This is a genomic window from Rhodococcus sp. NPDC055112, assembly GCF_053607505.1.
The window spans coordinates 175,213-198,462 of sequence record NZ_JBSGTR010000002.1; the positions used below are offsets into that span (position 1 = coordinate 175,213).

General features: G+C 68.9%; 22 protein-coding genes. 5 read left to right on the top strand and 17 right to left on the bottom strand.

Features of this window, described 5'->3' with window-relative positions:
• Positions 1-28: 28 nt before the first annotated feature.
• Positions 29-439, top strand: a complete 411-nt coding sequence (locus ACWFRB_RS02395) for a hypothetical protein (RefSeq protein WP_452638542.1) — start codon at positions 29-31, stop codon at positions 437-439.
• A gap of 29 nt (positions 440-468) precedes the next feature.
• Here the strand turns inward: ACWFRB_RS02395 and ilvA are convergent, their stop codons facing one another.
• The 3 genes from ilvA to ACWFRB_RS02410 are packed head-to-tail and all read right to left on the bottom strand — an operon-like array spanning position 469 to position 4,095.
• On the bottom strand, positions 469-1,821 hold the full coding sequence (gene ilvA / locus ACWFRB_RS02400) for a threonine ammonia-lyase IlvA (protein ID WP_452638544.1): 1,353 nt from the start codon (positions 1,819-1,821) through the stop codon (positions 469-471).
• 50 nt (positions 1,822-1,871) lie between these two features.
• Positions 1,872-3,647, bottom strand: coding sequence for a pyruvate dehydrogenase (locus tag ACWFRB_RS02405; RefSeq protein WP_452638545.1), 1,776 nt, complete (start codon positions 3,645-3,647; stop codon positions 1,872-1,874).
• A 13-nt stretch (positions 3,648-3,660) separates the two neighbouring features.
• Positions 3,661-4,095: a nitroreductase family deazaflavin-dependent oxidoreductase gene (locus tag ACWFRB_RS02410; RefSeq protein ID WP_452638547.1), complete on the bottom strand. Its 435-nt coding sequence runs from the start codon at positions 4,093-4,095 to the stop codon at positions 3,661-3,663.
• A gap of 111 nt (positions 4,096-4,206) precedes the next feature.
• Between ACWFRB_RS02410 and ACWFRB_RS02415 the strand changes: the two genes are divergently transcribed.
• Positions 4,207-4,464 (top strand): hypothetical protein, encoded by a 258-nt coding sequence (locus ACWFRB_RS02415; RefSeq protein ID WP_452638548.1) that lies wholly within the window; start codon positions 4,207-4,209, stop codon positions 4,462-4,464.
• On the opposite strand, the gene ACWFRB_RS02420 is transcribed toward ACWFRB_RS02415, so the two are convergent.
• Both ACWFRB_RS02420 and dnaE read right to left on the bottom strand, forming a co-directional pair.
• Positions 4,445-5,272: a TetR/AcrR family transcriptional regulator gene (locus ACWFRB_RS02420; protein ID WP_452638549.1), complete on the bottom strand. Its 828-nt coding sequence runs from the start codon at positions 5,270-5,272 to the stop codon at positions 4,445-4,447. The genes ACWFRB_RS02415 and ACWFRB_RS02420 overlap by 20 nt on opposite strands.
• A 102-nt stretch (positions 5,273-5,374) precedes the next feature.
• Complete coding sequence (gene dnaE / locus ACWFRB_RS02425; RefSeq protein WP_452638551.1) at positions 5,375-8,914, bottom strand: DNA polymerase III subunit alpha; 3,540 nt, start codon at positions 8,912-8,914, stop codon at positions 5,375-5,377.
• A gap of 195 nt (positions 8,915-9,109) precedes the next feature.
• Between dnaE and ACWFRB_RS02430 the strand changes: the two genes are divergently transcribed.
• Positions 9,110-10,165 carry an alpha/beta hydrolase gene (locus tag ACWFRB_RS02430; RefSeq protein ID WP_452638552.1) on the top strand — a complete coding sequence of 352 codons (1,056 nt, stop codon included), beginning with the start codon at positions 9,110-9,112 and terminating at the stop codon, positions 10,163-10,165.
• Between the two features lie 25 nt (positions 10,166-10,190).
• On the opposite strand, the gene rarD is transcribed toward ACWFRB_RS02430, so the two are convergent.
• From rarD to lspA, 4 genes are read right to left on the bottom strand one after another with little or no spacing between them, the layout of a single operon-like run.
• Complete coding sequence (rarD, locus tag ACWFRB_RS02435) at positions 10,191-11,105, bottom strand: EamA family transporter RarD (protein ID WP_452638554.1); 915 nt, start codon at positions 11,103-11,105, stop codon at positions 10,191-10,193.
• On the bottom strand, positions 11,102-11,761 hold the full coding sequence (locus ACWFRB_RS02440) for a hypothetical protein (RefSeq protein WP_452638556.1): 660 nt from the start codon (positions 11,759-11,761) through the stop codon (positions 11,102-11,104). The genes rarD and ACWFRB_RS02440 overlap by 4 nt, the downstream gene beginning before the upstream one ends.
• The gene (locus ACWFRB_RS02445) at positions 11,754-12,680 is read right to left on the bottom strand and encodes an RluA family pseudouridine synthase (RefSeq protein ID WP_077041916.1); all 927 of its coding nucleotides are present in this window, start codon (positions 12,678-12,680) and stop codon (positions 11,754-11,756) included. The genes ACWFRB_RS02440 and ACWFRB_RS02445 overlap by 8 nt, the downstream gene beginning before the upstream one ends.
• Positions 12,677-13,204: a signal peptidase II gene (lspA, locus tag ACWFRB_RS02450; RefSeq protein ID WP_452638634.1), complete on the bottom strand. Its 528-nt coding sequence runs from the start codon at positions 13,202-13,204 to the stop codon at positions 12,677-12,679. Before lspA ends, ACWFRB_RS02445 begins: the two co-directional genes overlap by 4 nt.
• A 219-nt stretch (positions 13,205-13,423) precedes the next feature.
• On the opposite strand from lspA, the gene ACWFRB_RS02455 reads away from it, so the two are divergent.
• Both ACWFRB_RS02455 and ACWFRB_RS02460 read left to right on the top strand, forming a co-directional pair.
• Entirely contained in the window at positions 13,424-14,326 is a 903-nt protein-coding gene (locus ACWFRB_RS02455; protein WP_452638636.1) for a hypothetical protein, read from the top strand.
• Entirely contained in the window at positions 14,326-15,063 is a 738-nt protein-coding gene (locus ACWFRB_RS02460) for a sensor domain-containing protein (RefSeq protein WP_452638557.1), read from the top strand. Before ACWFRB_RS02455 ends, ACWFRB_RS02460 begins: the two co-directional genes overlap by 1 nt.
• Before the next feature lie 58 nt (positions 15,064-15,121).
• Here ACWFRB_RS02460 and ACWFRB_RS02465 read toward each other — a convergent pair whose 3' ends face one another.
• From ACWFRB_RS02465 to ACWFRB_RS02500, 8 genes are all read right to left on the bottom strand, one after another.
• Positions 15,122-15,613 carry a hypothetical protein gene (locus ACWFRB_RS02465; protein WP_452638558.1) on the bottom strand — a complete coding sequence of 164 codons (492 nt, stop codon included), beginning with the start codon at positions 15,611-15,613 and terminating at the stop codon, positions 15,122-15,124.
• A 137-nt stretch (positions 15,614-15,750) separates the two neighbouring features.
• A complete protein-coding gene (locus tag ACWFRB_RS02470; RefSeq protein WP_452638560.1) occupies positions 15,751-17,097 on the bottom strand; it encodes a DNA polymerase IV in 1,347 nt (448 codons plus the stop codon).
• 13 nt (positions 17,098-17,110) lie between these two features.
• Positions 17,111-17,440, bottom strand: a complete 330-nt coding sequence (locus tag ACWFRB_RS02475) for a TfoX/Sxy family protein (protein WP_452638562.1) — start codon at positions 17,438-17,440, stop codon at positions 17,111-17,113.
• 62 nt (positions 17,441-17,502) lie between these two features.
• The gene (ileS, locus tag ACWFRB_RS02480; protein ID WP_452638563.1) at positions 17,503-20,682 is read right to left on the bottom strand and encodes an isoleucine--tRNA ligase; all 3,180 of its coding nucleotides are present in this window, start codon (positions 20,680-20,682) and stop codon (positions 17,503-17,505) included.
• Positions 20,683-20,920: 238 nt separating this feature from the next.
• A complete protein-coding gene (locus ACWFRB_RS02485; RefSeq protein ID WP_452638565.1) occupies positions 20,921-21,169 on the bottom strand; it encodes a hypothetical protein in 249 nt (82 codons plus the stop codon).
• 48 nt (positions 21,170-21,217) lie between these two features.
• Positions 21,218-22,057, bottom strand: coding sequence for a DivIVA-like cell division protein Wag31 (gene wag31, locus ACWFRB_RS02490; RefSeq protein WP_452638567.1), 840 nt, complete (start codon positions 22,055-22,057; stop codon positions 21,218-21,220).
• A gap of 145 nt (positions 22,058-22,202) precedes the next feature.
• Entirely contained in the window at positions 22,203-22,490 is a 288-nt protein-coding gene (locus tag ACWFRB_RS02495) for a YggT family protein (RefSeq protein WP_027502266.1), read from the bottom strand.
• A gap of 105 nt (positions 22,491-22,595) precedes the next feature.
• Positions 22,596-23,213 carry a cell division protein SepF gene (locus ACWFRB_RS02500; RefSeq protein WP_136909978.1) on the bottom strand — a complete coding sequence of 206 codons (618 nt, stop codon included), beginning with the start codon at positions 23,211-23,213 and terminating at the stop codon, positions 22,596-22,598.
• Positions 23,214-23,250 lie beyond the last annotated feature (37 nt).

Sequence of the window (23,250 nt, forward strand, 5' to 3'; positions counted from 1 at the left end):
GTCTCCTTGGAATGAGAGGAGCCCCCAAGTGAAACTTCACAAAGGCACGACGCTCTCCGTATTGGTCATCGCGACGATGGGGATCGGCGCCGGTACTTCCTACGCCGCACCGCCACCCCCGGATGACACGACCATCACCTACCAGGCCCCCGAGGGCCCGGATCCGCTGACCGGGGTGCTCGAACCCCACGAGGTGTACAGCCAGACGGCCTACGACAACCTGGTCACGCAGTTCGAGATCGGTTGGATGGGTGGTGGAAACATCAACGCGAACATCGGGGCCGGCGTCGGAGCCGTGGTCGGCTGCGTCCTGTTCCTGTTCGTCGGATGCATCCCCGGGGCCGTGATCGGCGGCGCGGCAGGCGCCATCAGCGGGTCGAGCAACGCGAATCCCGCTTTGGCACCCGCCTTCTTCGACTTCGTGCGAACCCTCCCCTGACCCGACCGTCGGCCCGACTCACGCCCTGCCTACGTGAGGTAGCGGTAGGCAGGCGAGCCGGGCTCGAGCTGCTCGACGTGCATGCCGGAGCCGTGCATTCGCCCCAGGAGCGAGTCCAGGCCCGAGGCCGAGCCGAGCTCGATGCCCACCAGCGCCTCACCGGTCTCACGGTTGTTCCGCTTGACGTATTCGAAGAGGGTGATGTCGTCCTCGGGACCGAGCACCTCGTCGAGGAACCGACGCAGCGAACCCGGCTCCTGCGGAAAGTCAACAAGAAAATAATGCTTGAGCCCGAGGTGGACCAGCGAACGCTCGAGGATCTCGCCATAGCGCGACACGTCGTTGTTGCCGCCTGAGATCAGGCAGACCACCGTGCTCCCCGGCTCGACCTTCACCAGCTCCAGTGCCGCCACCGACAGCGCACCCGACGGCTCGGCGATGATGCCCTCGTTCTGGTAGAGGCCAAGCAGCGCAGTGCAGACCGCTCCCTCGTCTGTGTGGATCATCGCGAAGGTACCTTCGCCCGCGATGCCGGAGCGCGGCTGAGCCATCAGCGGCAGCGAACCGTGCGAGACGATGCCTGCGCCCAGCGCGGCCATCACCTCGAACGGCAGGTCGCCGATCCGACGGACGGCCGTTCCGTCCACGAAGGGGTCGATCTCGGGCAGCGTCACCGGCCCGCCCGCGACCAGCGCCGCGGTCATCGATGCGGCGCCGCTCGGCTCGACACCGACGATCGCGGTGTGCGGCGAACGCTCGTGCAGGTACGTTGCGATTCCCGCGATCAGTCCTCCGCCGCCGACCGGGACGATCACCGTGCCCGGCTCCTCGCCGAGCTGTTCGACGATCTCGGCGGCGATGGTGCCCTGACCGGCCGCTGTCCGCGGATCGTCGAAGGGCGGCACCATTGTCGCGCCGGTCCGCGCGACGTCGTCCTTGGCCGCTGCCGCGGCCGCGTCATAGGTCTTGCCGGTGGCGATCAACTCGACGAACGAGCCGCCGTGCGCCTTGATCCGGTCCCGCTTCTGCCGCGGGGTGTTCGCGGGCACGTAGATCCGACCGCGGATCTGCATCGTCCGGCACGCGTAGGCCACGCCCTGGGCGTGGTTGCCTGCGCTGGCACACACCACGCCCGACTCCCGCTCCTGCGCCGTGAGCTGGACCATCAGGTTGTAGGCACCGCGCAGCTTGAACGACCGGACGACCTGCAGGTCCTCGCGCTTGAGGTACACCTTGGCGCCCGTTGCCGCCGACAGCCGCTCGCTGAACTGGAGCGGGGTCACCGCGACGACGTCGGAAATTCGCCTCTGGGCAGCATCGATCTCATCCGCATCGAGCGGCAGAGTGGCCATCAGGTCGGCGAGTTCCGGGGATTTCGACACCTCAATATGCTGCCACCTGCGCCCGCGGGTCGGCGACCCGACCCGGCATCTCAGCCCCGGGGGTCGAACTGTGAGGGCCTGGGGATGTTCCGCAGATTGGATTTCGCCATCTGCACGGCCTCACCGACCCCGCCGTTCATCACCATCTTCGACATGGCGAGGGCGAAGCCCTTGACCTGCCCGCCGGTGATCGTCGGCGGCAGCGACAGCGCATTCGGATCGGTCACGAGGTCGACCAACGCGGGCCCCGGGTGCGCCAGCGCCTCCCGCAGTCCGGTCTCGATCTCCTCCGGGTCCTCGATCCTCCGGGAGAAGATGCCGAGGGCGTTCGCGACGGCGGCGTAGTCGACCGGAGGCACGTCCACCCCGAAGTCGGGCAGCCCGTCGACCAGCATCTCGAGCTTGACCATCCCAAGGGTCGAATTGTTGAACACCACGATCTTGACGGGGATCCGAAACGACGCGACGGTGACGAGCTCGCCGAGCAGCATCGACAACCCGCCGTCTCCTGACACCGAGATCACCTGCCGGTCGGGCGCGGCGAGCTGCGCTCCGATCGCGTGCGGGAGTGCGTTGGCCATCGAGCCGTGCAACGCCGACGACAGGAAACGCCGCGACCCGTTCGGGTTCAGGTAGCGCGCGGTCCACACGTTGCACATCCCGGTGTCGGCGGTGAACACCGCATCCTCCGCCGCGAGGTCGTCGAGGATCGACGCCACATATTCAGGATGGATCGGCGTGCGCTGCTTGACCGGGCTGGTGTACGCCCCGACCACCTTTTCCATCAGGGTGCGGTGCCGATCGAGCGACCGTTCGAGGAACTCCCGGTCGGTCTTGCGGTGCACCAGGGGGTTCAGCGCCCGCAGCGTGCTGACCGTGTCGCCGTGTACCGCGAGATCGAGGCTCGTGCGCCTGCCCAGCCTTTCCCTGGCGACGTCGATCTGCGCGGTGCGGACGTCGTCGGGCAGGAACTGGTCGTACGGGAAGTCGGTGCCCACCAGGAGCAGCAGGTCCGCCCCGTGCATGCCGTCGTGCGCGGCGCCGTAGCCGAGCAGGCCGGTCATGCCGACGTCGAACGGGTTGTCGTACTGGATCCACTCCTTGCCGCGCAGCGTGTGGCCCATCGGCGCGGCAACGGTGTCGGCGAGCGCCAGCAGCTCGTCCCTCGCCCCGCGGACTCCCGCCCCTGCGAAGATCGCGACCCGCTCGGCGTCGTTGATCGCGTCGGCGAGTGCCCGGACATCGATGTCTGCGGGCACGACCGCGGGCGGCCGCGTCTTGACCAGCGTCGGCGGGATGCCCGCGGCCGGATAGTCGGCAATGTCGCCGGGCACCGTGATCACCGCGACCCCCGACCGGCCGAGCGCGTGCTGCATCGCGGTGTGCACGATCCGCGGCGACTGCGCCGGGGTGCTGATCATCTCCGCGTACTGCGAGCAGTCGACGAAGAGCCGGTCCGGGTGGGTCTCCTGGAAGTAGCCGGTACCGATCTGAGTGCTCGGGATGTGCGAGGCGATGGCGAGCACCGGCGCCCCCGACCTGTTCGCGTCGTACAGCCCGTTGATCAGGTGCAGGTTGCCGGGCCCGCAGGATCCCGCGCAGACGGCCAGCTCGCCCGTGATCTGCGCTTCGGCTGACGCCGCGAAGGCCGCCGCCTCCTCGTGCCGGACGTGGATCCAGTCGATTCCACCCGCGCCAGCGCCGCCGGTGCGGCGGACCGCGTCGACGATCGGATTGAGGCTGTCACCCACGATGCCGTAGATCCGGCGGACACCCGCGGCGACGAGCTGGGACACGATCTGGTCTGCAACGGTCTCCGCGGCCACGGCGGCCCTCCTGCTACTGAGGGGTGAGCACGAATACGGGGATCTGGCGGTCGGTCTTCTTCTGGTACTCCGCGTAGTCGGGCCACACCGCGACGGCACGCTCCCACCACACGGCCTTCTCGTCGCCGGTCACCTCGCGGGCGATCATGTCCCGCTTGTCAGGGCCGTCCTGCAGTTCGACGTGGGGATCCGCGATGACGTTGTGGTACCAGACCGGATGCTTCGGAGCGCCGCCGAGCGAGGCGACGATCGCGTACTCCCCCTCGTGCTCGACGCGCATCAGCGGGGCCTTGCGGAGCTTGCCGGATCTGGCGCCCTTGGTGGTGAGCAAGACCACCGGCTTGCCCTGCATGGTCGTGCCCTTGGTCCCACCGGAGCTCTCGTACAGCGCGGCCTGATCGGCGGACCACTTCGTCGGACTGGGCTCGTATTCTCCTGTCAGCGGCATGCCACCAGTGAACACCTCCGGCCACCGCGGTGCAGCCCGACGGGCCGAACTCAGCATGGCGAACTCAAGTGTTCGTTGGACCGAACTTCGATCTCCTAGTAGCCTGAACTCATGACCACCGCCGACTTCGCCACCACGCCGCACCGAAGCGTGCGCGGCCGTGGCGCCTCGGTGAATCTGGCGGGTACCGAGTGGCCGCTGTACAAGCTCGAGGCGCTGGCCGCGGGCCTGCTGGTGTTCGTCGCCCTGCTCGTCATCACCCAGGCGATGCAGCCCGCCGTGCTGGCGGCCGCCGCAGCCACCGTGGTCGTGTGGTGGGCGCGCCGCCTGTACGGGGCAGGCGACCGGGTCACGCGGTCCGGCCGCTAACCACCGCCACCTGGGCCGAGCCGTTGCGCTCGATGCCGTCCAGCAGCACATCGAGCCCGACGGCGAAGTTTCGCGTCGCCTCGTCCTCGAGGTCCGGCGCCCGACCGCCTTCCCCGAATGCATCCCGCTCCTCCGCGGCGGCCTCGACCCCGAGCCGCACCAGCATCGGAAAGCGTTCGGCAAAATCTGGCGCCACCTGCTGCAGCAGCGCGGACCGCGTCGACCACCACTGATCGTCCGACATTCCGGTCGCGACGGCCGCCCGACGCGAATCGGCGACGGCCGCGGCGGCCCCGCGCACGAAGTGGAACAGCGCGCCGACGACGCGGCGCAGGACCCGGGCGGACAGTCCGGCCTCGAACAGGATCCGCACCAGCGCCTCGAGGACGGCCTGCTCGTCGGGCCCGAGCACCGGGCGCGCATAGGAGACCGTGAGGGTCCACGGATGCCGGATGTAGAAGGCCCACAGGTCCCTTGCCCACGATGTGACTGCCGGACGCCACCCATCCGCGAGGTCGTAGTGGGTCGGCAGCTCGCCGTGCGCCCGGTCGTACATAAGGTCCACCAACTCCGCTTTGCTCGGCACGTAGGTGTACAGCGCCATCGCCGTGCGCCCGAGCCGCGCGCCGACCGCGCGCATGGACAGCCCGTCCATCCCGGCCTCGTCCGCCACCTCGATCGCCGCCGCGACGATCTCGTCCACGGTCAGTGCCTGCCTCGGACCCGGCGCGGATCTCGGGACGTCTGGCGCCCGCCACAGCAGCGCCATCGATCGGGCGGCATCGCCGTGACCTGCAACTACACTCACCGAACTCAACTCCTTACGGGGTAAGCAATCGGGATCAACAACGCCTTACGCCGTAAAGGTATCCAGGTCGATCTGCCGCAATGCGGCGCTCCCCGGTCCGGCTCAGCCGGCCAGGCAGCCCGGCCCGAGCAACGCCTTCAGGTCGCCCATCAACGCGGAGGACGGCTCCACTCGCAGGCTGTCGTCCAGCTTGAGGGTGGTGATGCGGTCGCCGCTGATCAGTCGCAGGTGCACGTCCGAGGTGCCCGGGTGCCGGGTCAGCACCTGCTTGAGCGCGCCGACCTTGTCCTCGGTGCACAGCCTCGTCGGCAGGCTCACCGCCACCGGCTTCGCCACCCCGACCGCGGACAGGTCCGGCACCGCGAGGTCGTTGCCGATCAGCGACATCCGGTCGTCACGGATCGAGACCCTCGCCTTCACCAGCACGATGGCGTCTTCCGAGATGTCCATGCCGTAGACCGAGTAGGCCTGCGGGAAGAACAGCACCTCGATACCGCCGACGAGGTCCTCGAGCTGGATGATGGCCCACGTCAGACCGTTCTTGTTCACCCGCCGGTCCACGGAGGCGATGATGCCGCCCAGGGTCACCTGGGCGCCGTCCTTGACCTCGCCCTCGAGGATCGACGCGATCGACGTGTCGGACTGCTGCCGGAGGATGTGCTCGACCCCGTTGAGAGGATGCCCGGAGACATAGAGCCCCAGCATCTCCCGCTCCAGCGCGAGACGGTGCTTGGTTTCCCACTCCTCCTCCGGAACCCGGATGGCGAAGACCGAAGACAGCGACTCATCGGCACCGCCCGCGTCCCCGAACAGGTCGAACTGCCCGACCGCCTCGGCCTTCTTGGTGCCGAGCACCGACTCGATGGCGTCGGTGTGAATCAGGAACAGGCCCTTTCGGGGATGCTCGAGCGAATCGAAGGCCCCCGACTTGATCAGCGACTCGGTGACCTTCTTGTTGCAGGCGATCACATCGATCTTGTTGAGATAGTCGGAGAAATCGGTGAACTTCCCCTTCTCGGTGCGCGCGTTGATGATCGAGGCCACCACGTTCGCGCCGACGTTGCGCACGGCGCCCATGCCGAATCGGATGTCGCTGCCCACCGAGGCGAAGTTGACCGCCGATTCGTTCACGTCCGGCGGCAGCACGGTGATGCCCATCTTCCGGCAGTCCGCCAGATAGATCGCGGACTTGTCCTTGTCGTCGCCGACCGAGGTGAGCAGTCCGGCCATGTACTCGGCCGGATAGTTGGCCTTGAGGTACGCCGTCCAGTACGAGACCAGGCCGTAGCCGGCGGAGTGCGACTTGTTGAAGGCGTAGCCTGCGAACGGCAGCACCGTGTCCCACAGCGCCTTGATGGCGGCCTCACCGAAACCGTTGTCGAGCATGCCCTGACGGAATCCGGCGTACGCCTTCTCCAGTTCCGAGAGCTTCTTCTTGCCCATCGCGCGGCGCAGCAGGTCGGCCTGGCCCAGCGAGTACCCCGCCACCTTCTGCGCCAGGTGCATGATCTGCTCCTGGTAGATGATCAGCCCGTAGGTCTCCGAGAGGATGTCCTTGAGCGGCTCCTCCAGCTCCGGGTGAATCGGGCTGACCTCCTCCAGCGCATTCTTGCGCTTCGCGTAGGAGGTGTGGGCGTTCATGCCCATCGGGCCGGGACGGTAGAGCGCGAGGGCGGCGACGATGTCGCCGAACCCGGTCGGCTGCATCAGCTTCAGCAGCTCGCGCATCCCGCCGCCGTCGAGCTGGAACACTCCGAGGGTGTCGCCACGGGAGAGCAGCTCGTAGGTCGCCGGATCGTCCATCGGGATGGTGTCGAGGTCGAGGTCGATGCCCCGGTTCGCCTTGATGTTCTCGAGCGCGTCACCGATGACCGTCAGGTTCCGCAGACCCAGGAAGTCCATCTTGAGCAGACCGATGTCCTCACACGACGGGTAGTCCCAGCCGGTGATGATGGCGCCGTCCTGCGCGCGTTTCCACACCGGGATCGCGTCGGTGAGCGGCTCGGACGACATGATCACCGCGCAGGCGTGCACGCCCGCGTTGCGGATCAGGCCCTCCAGACCCTTGGCGGTCTGATAGATCTTCGCGACATCCGGGTTCGAGTCGATCAGCGCCCGGACCTCGACGGCCTCCTTGTAGCGCTCGTGTTCCGGGTCGGTGATTCCCGAGACCGAGATGTCCTTCGCCATGATCGGCGGCGGCAGCGCCTTGGTGATCTGGTCGGCGATCGCGAAGCCCGGCTGGCCGAACTGGACGCGGGCCGAGTCCTTGATCGCGGCCTTCGTCTTGATGGTGCCGAACGTGATCACCTGGGCGACCCGGTCGCTGCCCCACTTCTCGGTGGCGTAGCGGACCATCTCGCCGCGGCGGCGATCATCGAAGTCGATGTCGATATCGGGCATCGAGACGCGCTCGGGGTTCAGGAACCGCTCGAACAGCAGCCCGTACGGGATCGGGTCGATGTTGGTGATGCCCATCGCGTAGGCGACGAGCGAGCCGGCCGCACTGCCTCGGCCGGGGCCGACCCGGATGCCGACCTCCTTGGCGTGGTTGATGAGGTCGCCGACCACCAGGAAGTAGGCCGGGAAACCCATCTCGTTGATGACGTCGATCTCATAATCCGCGCGAGCCAGGTACTCCTGCGGCGGGCCGGCCGGGAATCGGCGGTCCAGTCCGGTCAGCACCTCTTTGCGCAGCCAGCTCGCCTGGGTTTCACCCTCGGGCACCGGGAAGATCGGCATCCGATCGCGGTGCTTCCAGACCTCGTCGTAGGGCTGGATGCGCTCGGCGATCAGCAGGGTCGAGTCGCAGGCGCCTGGCACCTCGTCGTCCCAGATCGCGCGCATCTCCTCGGCCGACTTGAGGTAGTAGCCGTCGCCGTCGAACTTGAACCGGGTGGGGTCGCTGAGCGTCTTGCCGGTCTGGATACAGAGCAGCGCCTCGTGGTTCTCGGCCGCGTCCTTGGTGACGTAGTGGCAGTCGTTGGTCGCGAGCGGCGGAATGCCGAGCTGGCGACCGATGTCGAGCAGTCCCTCGCGCACGCGACGCTCGATGGACAGGCCGTGGTCCATCAGCTCGAGGAAGAAGTTGTCCTTGCCCCAGATCTCCTGCCACTTCGCGGCGGCCTCGAGGGCCTCGCGGTCGTGGCCGAGACGCAGCCGGGTCTGCACCTCACCGGAAGGGCATCCGGTGGTCGCGATGATCCCCTCGTGATGCTCGGCGATGATCTCCTCGTCCATCCGGGCCCACTTGCCGAGCTGGCCCTCGATCGAGGCCCGCGAGGACAGCTTGAACAGGTTCCGCACGCCGGTCGCGTTCTCCGCGAGCATCGTCATGTGGGTGTACGCGCCGCTACCGGACACGTCGTCGGACTTCTGGCTCCGGTCGCCCCAGAGGACGCGCTTGGTATTGAAGCGGGACTCAGGGGCGATGTACGCCTCGATCCCGATGATCGGCGTGATGTCGTGCTTCTTCGCCTCGTTGTAGAACTCGCTGGCACCGAACATGTTGCCGTGGTCGGTCATCCCGACCGCGGTCATGCCCAACCGCTGAGCCTCTTTGAACATCGGACCGACCTTGGCCGCCCCGTCGAGCATCGAGTACTCGGTGTGGTTGTGCAGATGAACGAACGAGTCAGCCACGAACGCCTCTCTAGCTCTCGAAGGACTTGGAGTGCCCCGATGATTTCAGCGACCTCATAACTAGCGAACCGAGTGTAGGCGCTGGGGCCGACAGCTTCGGTCACCCGCGCCGGGGCGGAGCGCGGCGGGCGGCGTGTTGGCCACGGCCCCTCACCTCGATCGGAGATACTGGCGCCGACCCACCGAGGAGAGTCTGTGACCATCGACACCCAGAGCGAATCGCCCTCCCCGAGCGCCCGACCGCGCTCGCGATGGAAACGGCGGATTCTGTGGGTCGTCGGTGTGCTGCTCGCGCTCGTCCTCGCCGCGGTCGTCGCCTTCACGGTCAGCCCGTGGCCCGGCAGCATGGTCGTCCGCTTCGTGTTCGACCGCGGCGCGGCGAAGACCACCAGTGCCCTCGAGAAGCACGCCCCGCAGGGCATCGCCTCGATCACCGATCAGCAGTACCGGGACGGCGACCCCGACGCCCTGCTCGACGTCTACTTCCCCGAGACGACCACCGAGCCGCTGCCGACGGTGATCTGGACCCACGGCGGCGCCTGGATCTCCGGCGACAAGTCGCACTACGCCGCGTACTACCAACTGCTCGCGGAGCGGGGGTTCACGGTCGTCTCCCTCGACTATTCGCTGGGACCGGAGCACACCTATCCGACCGCGGTGCACCAGCTCAACGACGCGCACGCTTACGCCGTCGCGAACGCCGAGCGCCTGCACATCGATCCGAGCCGCGTCGTGCTGGCGGGCGACTCGGCAGGCGCCCAGCTCTCCAGCCAGCTGGCCGCCCTCGTCACCGACCCCGAGTACGCGCGCGAGCTCGACATCACCCCGGCGCTGCGCCCCGAGCAGCTGCGCGGTGTCGTGCTGAACTGCGGGATCTACGACGTCGGGAAGATGACGGGCGGGTCCGGCATCGTCGGCTGGGGCGCGGACCAGTCGCTCTGGGCGTACACCGGCAGCCGCGATTTCGAGGATTCGACGGCGATCGGACAGATGTCGACGATGCGCCACGTCACCGACGGGTTCCCGCCCACCTACATCAGCGGCGGCAACGGCGATCCGCTGACCGACGAGCAGTCCAAGCCGTTGGCGGCCGAGCTCGGCGGGCTCGGCGTCGACGTCACCACGGTGTTCTATCCCGAGGACCACGAGCCCGCGCTGCCGCACGAGTACCAGTTCGATCTGGACAACGAGGACGGCACGAGGGCGCTGGAGCGGACCGTCGAGTTCCTGAAGGCGCACACCGCGCCGTAGTGCCTCGCGCTCGAAGCACCGACGATCAGCGCGCCGGGACCAGGACCGTGCGGCGGGACCGGCGCACCCGCCGCACCGCGTCGGTGGTGAAGATCAACAGTGCCAGCCAGATCAGCGCGAATCCCGCCCACCGCGAGCCCGGCATGTCCTCGTGCAGCACCGCGACACCCCAGAGCATCTGCAGCGACGGGGTCAGGTACTGGATGATCCCGAGGGCGACCAGTGGCACCCGCTTCGCTGCGGCACCGAACAGCAGCAGGGGCACCGCCGTCACCACGCCCGCGGCCATCAGGAGCAGCGTGTGGCCCGCGCCGTGGCCGACGAACGTGCCCGTGCCGGTGACGGAGAGGAAGACCAGGTACCCGATCGCGAACGGCGCCGTGACGACACCCTCGGCGGTCAGGCTGGTCACCGGGTCGAGCGGGACCACCTTCTTGAGCAAGCCGTAGGCGCCGAAGCTCATGGCCAGGACGAGGGCGATCCACGGCGGCCTGCCGTAGTCGAGGGTGAGCACCAGCACCGCGACCGCCGCGAGGGCGAGGGCGGCCGCCTGCCACCGATTGACCCGCTCCCGGAAGACGATCATCCCGAGCAGCACGCTGACCAGCGGGTTGACGAAGTATCCGAGCGCGGTCTCGACCACCCTCCCCGACAGGACGCCGTAGATGTAGGTGCCCCAGTTGACCGAGATCATCAGCGCGGCCCCCGCCACGATCACCGCGGCCTTCGGGGTGAGGGTGCGCAGCCGCGACAGCCGCCGCAGCAGCGCGCCGATCATCAACATCGCCAGCAGCGTCCACAGCATCCGGTGCGCGAGGATCTCGACCGCACCGGCCGGGGCGAGCAGCCCGAAGAAGATCGGGAACATCCCCCACATCAGGTGCGCCCCGACGGCCGCCGCGACTCCGAGTTCGCCGTCCGATCTGGGCGAGGACCTCACCGCGCCGGGACCTCACCGTCGTCCGGGCCGGGCAGCACCACGTCGACGTGCTCGGGCAGCAGCGGGGTGACCGCGAACCGCCCGTACTCGGCGTCCGCGGGCAGCGCCTCCACGGCCCGGACCGCTGGCCGTGCCGCCAGGGCGCGGAGCTGCGCGAGGTCGCCGCGCACGGTCATCCCGACCACGCAGGCGCACCCGTCCGCGAGGCGCCCGGCCGACACGGCATCGATGCGGGCCTGCCGGTCCCACTCCCCCGCCGAACCCTGCAATCGGCCGGCCGCGACCAGCGGGGAGCGGCGCACCGCCGCCTCGTCCGCAGGCACGTCAACGACGATCAGCGGCGTCTGCACCCGTTCGACCGGCACCCGGAACAGGACCTGGGAGATACGGACGCCGTCGGCGAGGAGGTACGCCTGATCCACTGTCGCCTCGGGGCCGAGCGAGACCAACGCCCAGTGCTGCTCGGTGTCGGAACCGCCGACCGAGTCGGCCGCTCGATCGAGGTACCCGGTGACCGCCTCGCCGCCGTCTGGACCGAGCCGGTCGGTCGCGATCGACGTCGGCCGCGGCGGGTTGGCGAGGCCGAGCACCACGACCAGCACCGCCAGGGCGAGAACGCAGCAGACCGCCACGACCGCCCCGGCCCGGTCACGCACTCCTGAGGACCTCGAGGGCGTACTGGAGATCCTTCGGGTAGTCGCTGGTGATCTCCATCCAGCGGCCGTCCGCGGGGTGCGCGAACCCGAGCGCGCGGGCGTGCAGCCACTGCCGTTCCAGGCCGAGCCGCTCCGCGAGGCGGGGGTCGGCGCCGTAGGTCAGGTCGCCGCAGCACGGGTGCCGGAGCGCCGCGAAATGCACCCGGATCTGGTGCGTGCGCCCGGTCTCCAGGTGGATGTCGAGCAGGCTGGCGGCCTGGAACGCCTCCACCGTGTCGTAATGCGTGACGCTGGGCTTGCCGTCCGCGGTGACCGCGAACTTCCAGTCGTTGCTGCGGTGCCGTCCGATCGGCGCGTCGATCGTGCCGCTGCTCGGGTCGGGGTGGCCCTGGACCAGCGCGTGGTACCGCTTGTCGATGGTGCGCTGCTTGAACGCGCGCTTGAGCAGCGTGTACGCGCGCTCACTCGTCGCGACCACCATCACCCCCGACGTACCGACGTCGAGCCGGTGCACGATGCCCTGCCGCTCGTGGGCGCCGGAGGTGGAGATGCGGAAGCCCGCCGCGGCGAGCCCGCCGATGACCGTCGGTCCGGTCCAGCCGACACTCGCGTGCGCGGCGACGCCGACCGGCTTGTCCACCACCACGACGTCGTCGTCGGAGTACAGGATCTCCATGCCCTCGACCGGCTGCGCCTCCACCGTCAGCGGCCGCGCGGGTTCGGGCAGCTCCACCTCGAGCCAGGCGCCGGCGGGCAGCCGGTCCGACTTGCCGACCGCGGTGCCGTCGAGCAGGACCGCACCCTCGTCGGTGAGCGCCGCGACCGCGGTCCGCGACAGTCCGAGCAGCCGGGCCAGGCCCGCATCGACGCGCATGCCCTCGAGCCCGTCCGGTACGGGCATCGACCGTGTCTCCCTCATGCGCCCGCCGCCTTGCCGGCCTCGAGGTCGGAGTCGGCGGTGGCGTCCGAATCGGCGCCCGCCCTTGTGCCGTCCGGTTCGAACCCGAACAGGGTGAGCACGACCAGCAGGATCGCGCCACAGACGATGGCCGAGTCGGCGACGTTGAACACCGGCCACCAGCCGACCGACACGAAGTCGACGACGTGGCCCTGCAGCGGGCCGGGGGCCCGGAAGATCCGGTCGATCAGGTTGCCGAGCGCGCCGCCGAGCACAAGGCCGAGGCCGAGCGCCCACCACGGCGACCGCAGCGTGCGGCCGATCTTGATGACGCCGATCACCACGCCGATGGCGACCAGGGTCAGCACCCACGTCATCCCGGTGGCCATCGAGAAAGCGGCACCGGGGTTGCGGACCAGGGTCAGCGTCACCACGTCACCGATCAGCTCGATCGGCTCGCCGGGCTTGATGTGGCGCACCGCGAGGATCTTGGTGACGAGGTCCAGTCCCAGGATCAGTGCCGCGATCGCGACCAGCATCGGCATCCTCAGCGGCGCCTGCGCGGCGACCACCGCGGTTCCACCTCCCGTTGCCTCGCCGGCCCCGGCGTCGGGGTTCTCCGCATTTTCCGCTTCACTCACCCCGCCATCATCCCTTACGGCGGCACGTCGGGCCCCACCACACCCAACCGTGGCTAACCTGGTCGGGTGCCTGTGTTCTCTCCTCGGTCCGCTCTCCCGGCAACGGCGACGGCCCGGACCGCTCTGGTCGCCGCAACCCTTGCCCTCACCTCCCTCGTCTCCGCGTGCGGGTCCGGCGGTGATGCCGCCCCCACCGATGTCGCCACCGCGTCCGCCACCGAGGTCACCGTCCCGGTCTCGGCGGTGACGGCCACCGTCGTCGACCCGGGCGCGGAGCCGCGCCAGCGGGTCACCGTGCACCCGCCGATGGGTTCCGAGCAGCACGCCACGCTGACGACCGGTTCGCAGGTCTATCAACAGATCGACGATCAACCGCAGCAGGACTTCTCGACCCCAGAGCTGCGCACCCCGCTCACCGCGACGGTGCGCGGCGAGCAGTCCGATCCGGCGGCCCAGGTGGACCTGGCGCTCGGCTCGATCGGCACCCCGGACCCCCGGCTGTCCGACGCCCTGAAGGAGTCGGAGGGGTCGGGCGCGGGCCTCACCCTTCAGCCGACCGGGGCCATCACCTCGCTCCGGATCACCCCCGACCCGGACTCGAGGGACATCGCCCGCTCCGCCGTCGAGCAGGCCTTCTACCAGTCCGTCTATCGCACGGTGTCGTTCCCGGACGCGGAGATCGGGGTCGGGGCGGTCTGGACCCTCCGGCAGCAGGTGATGAGCGGGATCGCGCTCGATCAGGTGACGACCGCGACCCTGCGCGAGCGGGACGGGGACAGGCTCACCGTCGACGTCTCGGTGACGCAGACGCCCGAGTCGCCGGTGTGGGACCTGCCGGACAAGTCGAGCAGCCTCAACATCGACACGTACGTCATGACGGGGACCGGCACCATGGTCGTCGACCTGAATCAGCCGCTGCCCGTCGGTGGGGACGTCACCGTCGGTGGCCACCAGAGCTACCGAGACCCGAACGGCACCACGACGCTTCGGCAGACCATCACCAACCGCGTGCAGTGGGCGGGTTGATGCGCGCCGCGCGCGCCCTCGCCTGCGCGGCGGCCGCGCTGCCGCTGCTCGCGGGGTGCGCGGGGTCCGGCGGCGACGAGGCATCCACGTCGTTGCCTCCGCTGCCCGCCCAGGTCACCGCCTCAGCGACGGCAGGCGCGGGCCCGATCACCGACCCGGCCCGGCTCAAGGCGGCCCTGCTCACCACCGCCGATCTGCCCGCCGGTTTCGCGCCCCTTGCGGATCCCGTGCAGGACCTGGGTCTGCCGCCCGCTCCTGAGTACGACGCCGCCGACCGGTCGAGCACCGATCCGCAGGCGTGCGCGGCCGTGCTGCGCGAGGTGGCGGACCAGGCGCCCGGTTCGACGGCGCGCGCGGTGGCACGATTCGGCGGTCCCGACTTCACCAGCATCGACATCGACGCGGCGAGCTACCCGGACGGCGGCGCGGCGGGCGCGCTGGTCCGCGTCCAGGAGACCCTCTCCGGGTGTACCGAGTACCGGGGCACCGACGCCGACGGTTTCGAGGTGCAGTACCGCGTCGGCGGCCTCGAGCAGCCTGCCGTTGGCGACGCCTCGATCGCGATCCGGATGCTGACCTCCAGCGACGGGGTGACGATGACCTCGGACGTGATCATCGCTCAGGTCGGCTCGACCCTCGTGCAGCTGGTCGCCTCCGGCCAGCAGCCGATCGGTCAGGATCTGCTCGCACGGCTGGCTCGTACCGCCGTCGACCGGGTCGCCGCCGCTCCCGTGTAAACGCCGAATGCCGGCACCCCTTGCGGGGCACCGGCATTCGGTCGGTTCTAGCTGAGCGTCAGACGCAGGCAGGCGAGGTGAGGTTCGCCAGCTTGACGATGTTGCAGGCGTACTCCTTCGACAGCTTCCACTGGCCGTTCTCGACCACGAAGCCGGCGGTGCCGGCGCTGACCTGGCCGCCGATGTCCATGTTGACGGTGGCGGTGAGGGTGCCGTCGCCGTTGTCGAGGATCGGGTCGACGACGGTGACGGTGGCGTTGGACTGCTTGGCGGCCGCGGCCACGGCGTCGAACAGGCCCGGGTCAGACTCGCCGTCCTGGACGAGGGTGACCTTCTCGGCGGCCGGGGTGGCCGGGTCGAGGCCCTTGACCAGCATCGCGTTCAGCTCGACCGCGGAGGGCGCGGCCGGGTAGTCGATACCGGTGGCGGCGGTGGTGCTGGCGGCGGCCTTGGTGGTGGAGGGCGTGGCTTCCTTGGTGTCGTCACCACAGGCGGCGAGCGAGAGGGCGGCCGCCACGGCGACACCGGCGATGAGGGTCTTGCGGAGCATCAATGCTTTTCCTTTTCTCGGGTGAACATGTTCTCGGTGCTCGTTTGTGGTCAGAGCGATTCAGCGGTTGCGTCCACTATGGCATCCACCGAAGTCTGTCTGTGACAGTAGTCAACACCATAAAAATAAGGTGATCCTTAATGAAGGCTCGCCTCGGGGTCGGCGCGGGCAAGTCCGTCGTCGTCTTCGGCAAAGGTACGCGCGAGGCCCGGCCCGGTCGAGCGGGTCTCGAAACGAACCGTGACCACGCCATGTCCGCAGCCCTGCACCCATCCGTGACCGAACTCACGGTGCGCGACATCCTGACCGGGACGCCAGCGCGCCGCGTCCGCGACCGCGACCACCGGCGCGGGCGCCACCTCCGGTCGCTCCACTTCTGTGACGAGCATCACATCGCCCTGGTCCAGGTCGGGGAACAGCGAGCCCTGCCGAACAGAGGTGAGCCCCCCGAGCGAGACCCCGACCAGTCGTACCGGGCCGAGCTCGAGCGGATCGATCACCTGCCGCTGCGCGGTGGCCACCAGGGTCTGCAGGTCCGCCGTCGCGTACGGCAGGGTGGCCGACCGGGTGACGATGCTCATGTCGGACTTCTTCAGCTTCAACACCACGGTCCTGGCCGCCCGGCCGTCGCCGAGCAGCCGGGCGTGCGCGGCCGCGCCGGTGCGTTCGACCGCCGCGCGCAGCTGGTCCAGTGTCACCAGGTCGGCGGCGAAGGTGGTCTCGGCGCTCACCTGCTTCGCGTCGGCACGCTCGGCCACCGGACGGTCGTCGATCCCCTGCGCCAGCCGATGCAGGCTCGGCCCCAGCGTGGCTCCGAGCACCGAGACGACCTCGGTCGACGAGGTGGCGGCCAGCCCACCGATGGTCTCGATCCCGAGCCTGCGCAGTTTCTCGTCGGCGACCGGGCCGATCCCCCACAGCTTCCGTACGGGGAGTGCCTCGAACAGCCCGCGCTGCTCGGCGGGGGTGACCACCCGGACCCCGTCCGGTTTCGCGAGCCCGGAGGCGATCTTGGCGATCTGCTTGCCCGACCCGGCGCCGATCGAGGCCACCAGCCCGGTCCGGTCCCGGACCAGCGCGCGCAGCTCCTCCGCGAACACCCGCACCGCCTCCGCGTCGGCCCCGACCAGCTCCGGCGGCTCGCCGAACGCCTCGTCCATGGAGATCATCTCGAGCACCGGCATCCGGGTGCGCAGGGCGTCGAAGACCGTCTTGCTCAGCATCGAGTAGAGGCCGCCGCGCGGCGGCAGCACCACCGCGCCCGCGCCGACCATGCGCCTGGCCTGGTGCATCGGCATCGCCGACCGCGCCCCGTAGGCGCGCGCCTCGTAGCTGGCACCCGCGACCACCCCGCGCCCGCCCAGCCCGCCGACGAGCACCGGCCGGCCACGCAGCGTCGGCCGGGTGAGCTGCTCGACGGAGGCGAAGAACGCGTCCATGTCGAGGTGCAGCACCCAGCGGCGCGAGGTGGTCGGCCCGGTCATCGTGGTGCGAGCGTCATCGCGATCGGGGCTTCTTCTTCCTCGGCTGGGGCAGCGCATCGGCGGTGCGCTGGATGAACTCGTGCAGCCAGTCGGTGTCGGCCAGTCGCTCCTGTGGGATCGCCAGGTAGTCCTTCGCACCCGGATACGGCGGGGCCAACGCCACCGCACCGAGGTACTCGTGCGCCGCGTCGCTCGGTTTGACGAAGACGGTGTCGTCACAGATCAGCGCGACGATCTTCTCGTCGCAGTACAACCCGTACTCGCCGAACATCGCGCGGGCGCGCACGTCCAGGGGCTCGAGCTGCCCGAGGACGTACGCGACCGTCTCCTTGCCGGTTGTCACGATGCAAGCCTCATGGGTGGCAAGCTACGCCGGAGCACCGACAGATCGTCCGACGACGCGCCTCACGCCTTGGCGATCACGACCCGGGCGCCCTCGCCGAGGTCGACGGCCCCTGGACCGCTGGCCTCGCCGAGCTCGAGGCTGGTCGCGAGGATCTCCCCCGCGATCAGCTCGCGGTGCCGGGCCGCCCAGTCGAGCCGGTCCTCGGGCACCTGCAGCGTGACGACGATCCGGTCCGAGACCTCAAGGCCCGCCGCGCGGCGGGCGTCCTGCAGCTCGCGGATGCGGTCCTTCGCCCAGCCCTCTGCCTCCAGCTCCTCGGTGACCGCCGAATCGAGGACCACCAGGCCCGCGTTCTCCGGCAGGGCCGCGGTGGACTCGGGCTCGGCGGCGACCAGGCGCTGGGTGTACTCGGACGGGAGCAGCGCGATGCCCGCTGCCGTCACCACCCCGTCCACCTCGGACCAGTCCCCGGCCTTGACCGCCTTGATGACCGTCTGCACGTCCTTGCCGAGACGGGGGCCAGCGGCCCGCGCGTTGACCACGAGCTCGAACTTGCCGTGGACGTCGACGTCCTCGGTCAGGTCCACCTTCTTGACGTTGACCTCGTCGGCGATGATGCCGAGGAACGGGCGCAGCCGCTCCGCGTCCTCGGCCGCCACCGTCACCTCGGGCAGCGGCAACCGCACCCGCAGGTTCTGCGCCTTGCGCAGGCCGAGCACGGTCGAGCAGACCGAGCGGACCTCGTCCATCGCACTGACCAGCTCCGGATCGGACGGCAGATCCGTCGCCTCCGGCCAATCCGTCAGGTGCACCGAACGCCCGCCGGTGAGGCCGCGCCAGATGACCTCGGTGACCAACGGCAGCAGCGGCGCCGCGAGCCGGGCCACGACCTCGAGCACGGTGTGCAGGGTGTCGATGGCATCGCGGTCCTCGTCCCAGAACCGCGTCCGGGACCGGCGCACGTACCAGTTGGTCAGCGCGTCGCAGAAGGTCCGCAGCTCGTCGCAGGCACCGGCGATGTCGTTGACCTCGAGCGCCTCGGTGATCGCGTCACGGGTGGCGGCCAGCTTCGCCAGGATGTACTTGTCGAGCACGTTCGGCGAATCGGTGCGCCACTGCCCCGGCTTGCCGGCGTACAGCTGCAGGAAGCTCCACGCGTTCCACAGCGGCATCAGGGCCTGCCGAGAGCCCTCGCGGATGCCCTGCTCGGTGACGACCAGGTTGCCGCCGCGCAGGATCGGCGAGGACATCAGGAACCACCGCATGGCGTCCGAGCCGTCCCGGTCGAACACCTCGTTGACATCGGGATAGTTGCCCTTGGACTTGCTCATCTTCAGGCCGTCGTCGCCGAGCACGATGCCGTGGGCGGCGACGGTCTTGAACGCCGGGCGGTCGAAGAGCGCGGTCGCCAGCACGTGCAGCGTGTAGAACCAGCCGCGGGTCTGGCCGTTGTACTCGACGATGAAGTCGCCGGGGTTGTGGCCTTCTTGCCCGTTGCCGCCGTCGAACCAGTCCTTGTTCTCGAACGGGTAGTGCACCTGCGCGTACGGCATCGAGCCGGACTCGAACCAGCAGTCCAGCACCTCGGGGACGCGGCGCATCATCGACTTGCCGGTCGGGTCGTCCGGGTTCGGACGGACCAGGTCGTCGATCATCGGCCGGTGCAGGTCGGTCGGCCGCACGCCGAAGTCCGCCTCCAGCTGGTCGAGCGAGCCGTACACGTCGGTCCGCGGGTACGCCGGATCATCCGAGATCCAGACCGGGATCGGGCTCCCCCAGTACCGGTTCCTGCTGATGTTCCAGTCGCGGGCTCCCTCGAGCCACTTGCCGAACTGCCCGTCGCGGATGTGCTCGGGCACCCAGGTGATCTCCTGGTTCAGCTCGACCATCCGGTCACGGAACTTGGTCACGGCGACGAACCACGAGGGCACCGCCATGTAGATCAGCGGCTGGCCGCTGCGCCAGCTGTGCGGGTACGAGTGCTCGATCGTCTCGTGCCGCAGCAGCTTGCCTGCCGCCTTGAGATCCTTGGCGATGACGGGGTTGGCGTCGAACACCTGCAGGCCCTCGTACGGCGGCACCATCGAGGTGAACTTGCCGCCCGCGTCGAGCGGCTGCACGATCTCGATGCCGTTGGCCGTCGCGCAGTCCATATCCTCTTCACCGAAAGCCGGTGCGAGGTGGACGATTCCGGTGCCGGAATCCGTGGTGACGTAGTCGGCGGCGAGCGCGCGGTGCGCGTTGGCGTGACCCTTGTCGGGGCCGTGGAAGAAGTCGAACGGCGGCTCGTAGGACAGGCCGACCAGCTCGGCGCCCTTGTGCTCGGAGAGCACGGCGGGCTCCTCGCCGAGTTCGCGGGCATAGTGGGACACCCGATCCTTGGCGAGCACGTACCGCTTGCCGTCCTTGCCCTCGACCTGGACGTAGTCGATCTCGGGATGCACGGCGATCGCCAGGTTGGACGGCAGCGTCCACGGCGTCGTGGTCCAGATGAGCGCGTTCGCGCCGTCGAGCGGCGAGCCGGGTGCGGTCAGTGGCATGTCGACCGTGACCGCAGGATCCTGACGCATCTTGTACGCGTCGTCGAGCTTGGTCTCCTGGTTCGACAGCGGCGTCTGCTCGTACCAGCTGTACGGCAGCACCCGGAAGCCCTGGTAGATCAGCCCCTTGTCGTGGAGCTCCTTGAACGCCCACATGACGGACTCCATGAAGTCCAGGTCGAGGGTCTTGTAGTCGTTGTCGAAGTCGACCCAGCGCGCCTGGCGGGTGACGTACTCACGCCACTCGTCGGTGTAGCGCAGCACCGAGGACTTGCAGGCGGCGTTGAACTCGGCGAGGCCCATCGTCTCGATCTCGGACTTGTCCTTGATGCCGAGCTGCTTCTCGGCCTCGAGCTCGGCGGGCAGCCCGTGGCAGTCCCAGCCGAACCGGCGCTCGACCTTCTTGCCGCGCATCGTCTGGAAGCGCGGGATGAGGTCCTTGACGTACCCGGTGAGCAGGTGACCGTAGTGCGGCAGGCCGTTTGCGAAGGGCGGGCCGTCGTAGAAGACGAACTCGGGCGCATCGGCCCGGTTGGCGATGGAGGCACGGAAGGTGTCGTCCGAGGCCCACTCGGCCAGCACCCGCTGCTCGAGCTCGGGGAAACGCACGTTCGTGTTGGCCTTGCCGCCGCCGAGATCAACTCGCGGATAGCCGGCGCCCGTCTGATCGGATCCGTTGCCGGTCGAGTTGTTCGTCAACCCAGTACTCCCTCGTGCCGTGTCTGGCACGGGGACGACGGCAGCGCCTCTGCGCTGCGACCGCGGTACCACCCCGCTTGCCCGGACGCGGCGGCGCCGCCGCCCGGACCTCTCGTGCTGGGCTGTGACGGGCCCACCCGTTCGGTTCTACTGGGCGACCCGTCCGGTCAGGACGCGTGCCGTTCTTCCGAAGGCTCCCCGGTGATGGCCGGATCAACGCCACAATCTGACTGCGATTCTAGTCGCCGGCGTCAAATCGCCTGTCCGACGACTCCCGGCTCGCGTCGGCCTGCCCGCCCGATGGCGGGGCACCGGGTTCGGCCGCGCCCGGCGCGGTGTTGCCGCGTAGTGAACTCACCAGCAGCAACACCGCGCCGATCACGCAGACCACGATGCATCCCCATGCCCAGACGACCGATCCGGTCATCAGGGCGATCACCAGCAGCGCGAACCCAACCGCTGCCATTACGAGCGTCAGGACCAGCACGGCATACCCCTGGGTCAGCTTGCAGGACGGCCGACGGGCGATAGCGGGTTAGTTGTTGCCCTTGGCGAACGTCTGGCTCAGGCCCGGCTTGGCAGCCTCGCCACCGAAGGCCTCCTGGCCGCCGTCGACGGGCACCGCGGAACCGCGCTGCTCCAGCTCCTCGAGCTGCGACTCCAGGTAGGACTTCAGCCGCACCCGGTACTCACGCTCGAACGTCTTGAGCTGCTCGATCCGGCCCTCCAGCACGCTGCGCTGCTGGTTGATGGTGGCCATGATCTCGGTGTGCTTGCGCTCGGCGTCGGCCTGGAGCGCATCCGCCTTCTCCTTGGCCTGGCGCAGCTGCGTCTCGGAGCGCGTCTGGGCGTCGGAGAGCAGGGCCTCGGACTTCTGCCTTGCGTCGGAGATCATCGCCTCGGAGCGGGTCCGCGCATCGCTGACCAGCTGCTCGGAGTTGGTCCTCGCCGTGGTGACCAGCTGCTCCGACTCGGTCTTCGCATCGCCGGTGAGGCGGTCCGCCATCTCCTGGGCGAGGCCCAGGATCTTCGCGGCCTGCAAGTTCGCCTCTTCGGTGTTGCCAGGGCGGGCGGCGGGAGCGGCGGGAGCGGGGGCCGCGACCGGGGCGACCGGGGCGACAGGCTTGGGCGGCTCGACAATCCGAACGGGCTCCGGCGCGGCACCTGCCGGCCGAGGAGCCTTCTTCGCATCCGCGAGCTCCTGATCGAGCTCACCCACGCGCTGGCGGAGATCCGCGTTCTCCTCGATCAGTCGCGAGAGCTCCTGCTCGACGAGGTCGAGAAACGCATCTACCTCGTCTTCGTTGTAGCCCCGCTTGCCGATAGGCGGCTTGCTGAACGCGACATTGTGCACATCAGCTGGTGTCAGCGGCATGGAAGGATCCCTTCACGCGTCTGTTGGCGGTCGAGCAAGCATTCAGTTATAGCGCATACAGAGGGGAACCAAGCAATCCCACTGTAACTGGCGTCCATTCTGTCACACCAGACCCGTAGGTCGCGCCACGACTCAACCATCGACATCACGCGGCCAGTCCTTGAACGACCGACATCAAGATGAAGACGATGAACAGCAAGACCATGATTGATAGGTCCAACCGAACCCCGCCGAGATTTATCGACGGGATTAGCCGCCGGAGCAGCTTGATCGGTGGATCTGTGACCGTAAATATCGCTTCGAGAATGACAACCACAATGCCGGTGGGTCGCCAATCGCGAGCAAATGTCCGGATGAACTCGACGATGATCCGTCCGATGAGTAACAACCAAAAGACGAAGAGCAGGAAGTAGATCACCGCGAACAAGGGCACTCCATCACTTTGCCTGACTCGGCCGGACCAATCAAAACGAGATCGGTCCGCACCGGCCTCAGGACATCCGGCCGGGCCAGCCTACTTCCGGCCCGTCCAGACCGCCTATTTCTGGTTGTAGAAGCCGGTTTCGGCGATCCGACGCCGCTCCTCGGCGGAGACATCGATATCGGCAGGTGAGAGGAGAAACACTTTTGTGGCGACCTTGTCGAAGGAGCCGCGCAGCGCGAACGCCAGGCCGGCCGCGAAGTCGACGAGCCGCTTGGCGTCGGCGTTGCTCATCTCGACCAGGTCCATGATGACCGGGGTGCCGTCGCGGAAGCGCTCGCCGATGATGCGGGCCTCGCCGTAGTCACGGGGGCGGAGCGTGGTGATCTTGGACAGCGGTCCGCCCTCGTCGAAGATGGGCGCGCGTCGGCTCTCGACGCGCGGCTGGGTGTCGACCGCGAGCGCGCCTCGGGTCGCGGGCGTGCGGGCACCGACGGGAGCACCGGGACGGGTGCTGCGCGCGGGCAGCGGCTCCATCCGACGGGGCGCGGCCGGGCGGTCGAGCTCGTCGAGCTCGTCGCGGGGCACGTAGCCGACATCGTCGTACTCGCGGTCCAGTTCACCCTCGTAGCGTCCACCGCGGGGTGCGCGGCGCGGCTCCTCGAGGTAGTCGTCTTCGTAATCCTCGAGGGGGACCATGCCGAAGTAAGCCTTGAACTTGTGCAGAGTGCTCATCGTCGACCTTCCTTGGCGCGGCGGACAATCGGGCGGT